Origin of the sequence: Aestuariivirga sp., from assembly GCF_041738905.1 — a bacterium.
GTDB lineage: Bacteria > Pseudomonadota > Alphaproteobacteria > Rhizobiales > Aestuariivirgaceae > Aestuariivirga.
In genome coordinates, this window is sequence record NZ_JBGSOZ010000023.1 from 1 (window position 1) to 2,552 (window position 2,552).

General features: G+C 64.0%; 2 protein-coding genes. Both read right to left on the reverse strand.

Annotation, left to right across the window (positions count from 1 at the left end; all coding sequences use genetic code 11):
• Positions 1–160: 160 nt before the first annotated feature.
• Entirely contained in the window at positions 161–547 is a 387-nt protein-coding gene (gene rbfA / locus ACEW8Q_RS01565; RefSeq protein ID WP_373502296.1) for a 30S ribosome-binding factor RbfA, read from the reverse strand.
• Between the two features lie 93 nt (positions 548–640).
• The coding region (gene infB, locus ACEW8Q_RS01570; protein ID WP_373502297.1) for a translation initiation factor IF-2 at positions 641–2,552 on the reverse strand (1,912 nt) is incomplete at its 5' end.

Below are 2,552 nucleotides of genomic sequence, written 5' to 3' on the forward strand. Positions count from 1 at the left end.
GCCCCGCGCGGCCGGATGAGGGCTGGCGGCTCGCACCGCGAGACGCCGGTCGCTCCGACGGGCGCGGACAGACCGCGATGCCTTGCATCGCAGCCTTCATCCGCCCTTCGGGCACCTTCTCCCAACAAGGTTGGGAGAAGGGAAAAGGCTGCAATCGGACTCATTCCTCTTTATCGAGGTCGCGTGCCACTTCCGGGCTCTGCAGAAGCTTCTCGATCTTGGTCACGTAATCCAGTGCCGTATCGACACGATATCGGATCTCCGGCGTGAACTTCATCTCCAGCTTCGGCGCAACCAGCCCGCGGATATACTTCCTGTTGCGGTTCAAGGCCTCCAGAAGCTGTTTTTCCTTGCCCTGCTGGAAGGTGCGGACGAAGGCCGTAGCGATCTTCAGGTCGGGCGAAATCTGCACCTCGACCACGGTCGGGATCAGCCGCTCGAGATCGGGATCGCCGCTTTCACCACGCAGGAAGATGTCCGCCAGCGCGTGGCGGATCAGTTCGCCGGCACGCAGCTGGCGCTGGGACGGTGCGGAGGATTTGCTCATGATGCGATGTCCATCCTCTCTCCATCACCGGGCTCAGTCCCGGTGATCTGCGAGAGATGGCCGGGCCAGGCCCGGCCATGGAGAGTGTTGACGTTACTCCAGCGTGCGCTGGACCTTTTCGACGCGGAAGCACTCGATGACGTCGCCCGCGCGCATGTCCTGGTAGTTCTCGAAGGCCATGCCGCATTCCTGACCGACAGGGACTTCCTTGACCTCGTCCTTGAAACGCTTGAGCGTCGAGAGCGTGCCTTCGTGAATGACCACGTTGTCGCGGATGAGGCGCACCTTGGCGCCGCGCTGGACGTTGCCTTCGGTGACCTGGCAGCCTGCCACCTTGCCGACCTTGGTGATGTTGAAGACCTCAAGGATCTTCGCATTGCCGAGGAAGGTTTCGCGCAGTTCCGGCGCGAGCTTGCCGGACATGGCCGCCTTGATGTCGTCCACCAGGTCATAGATGATGTTGTAGTAGCGGATCTCGATCCCTGCGCGCTCAGCCGCCGACCGCGCCTGACCCGACGCACGGACGTTGAAGCCGAGGACCACGGCACCGGATGCCGTCGCCAGCCCGATGTCGCTTTCGTTGATGCCGCCCACGGCGTAGTGGATGACGCGCGAGCGGATTTCGGCGTTGCCGATCTTCTCCAGCGCCTGCACGATCGCTTCCGCCGAGCCCTGCACGTCGGCCTTGACGAGGATGGGGAACTCCTTGACGTTCCCGTCCTTCATCGCCGACATCATCTGCTCGAGCGAAGAACGTGCCGCCGATGCGCCACGTGTCTCGCGGCGCTTGCGCTCGCGATAATCCGTCACTTCGCGGGCGCGGGCTTCGCTGGCCACCACGTCGAACTGGTCGCCGGCTTCCGGAGCCGAGTTGAGGCCGAGGACCTCGACCGGTGTCGAAGGCAATGCCTCCTTCACCTGCACGCCCTTGTCGTTGACGAGCGCGCGCACGCGGCCCCAGGCGGAACCTGCGACGAAGATGTCGCCGAGCTTCAGGGTGCCGCGCTGTACGAGGACCGTGGCCACGGGGCCGCGTCCCTTGTCGAGCTGCGCTTCCACCACCATGCCGCCGGCCTCGCGGTCCGGGTTGGCCTTGAGGTCGAGCACTTCGGCCTGCAGCAGGATCAGTTCCAGCAGCTTGTCGAGATTGGTGCCCTTCAAGGCCGAGACTTCGACCTCGATCGTGTCGCCGCCCATGCTTTCGACGACGATCTCGTATTTCAGCAGTTCGTTCCGAACGCGCGTGGGGTTCGCGGCGGGCTTGTCGATCTTGTTGATCGCCACGATGATCGGCACATTGGCCGCGCGCGCGTGGTTGATGGCTTCCACCGTCTGCGGCATCACGCCGTCATCGGCAGCGACCACGAGAATGACGATGTCGGTGGCCTGAGCGCCACGCGCACGCATCGAGGTGAAGGCCTCATGGCCCGGCGTATCGATGAAGGTAACGACGCCATTGGGCGTTTCCACCTGGTACGCGCCGATGTGCTGGGTGATGCCACCCGCTTCGCCGGACACCACGTTGGTCTTGCGCAGCGCATCGAGCAGCGAGGTCTTGCCGTGGTCGACGTGCCCCATGATGGTGACAACCGGCGGGCGGGACTTGAGCTGCTCGTCGGTATCGCTGTCACCGGCAAGGCCTTCGACGACGTCGGCTTCCGACACTCGCTTGACCTTGTGGCCCATTTCCTCGGCGATGATCTGCGCGGTATCGGCATCGATCACATCGTTGATCGTATGCATGTTGCCCTGCTTCATCAGCATCTTGATGATGTCGACGGCGCGCTCGGCCATGCGGTTGGCGAGTTCCTGGATGGTGATGGCCTCCGGAATGATGACCTCGCGGCTCATCTTCTCGGTCGGCATCTGGAATCCTTGCGCCTGCTTCTTGAGGCGTTCGGTGCGGCGGCGGAACGCCGCAACGGACCGCGCGCGCTCTTCGGACTCGTCCAGCGCGTTGGCAACCGTCAGGCGGCCGCGGCGCTTGTCGTCGCCGACCTTGGCG

Coding starts and splice junctions, on each gene's coding strand:
- rbfA (WP_373502296.1), bottom strand. CDS start 547: ATGAGCAAATCCTCCGCACCGTCCCAGCGCCAGCTGCGTGCCGGCGAA.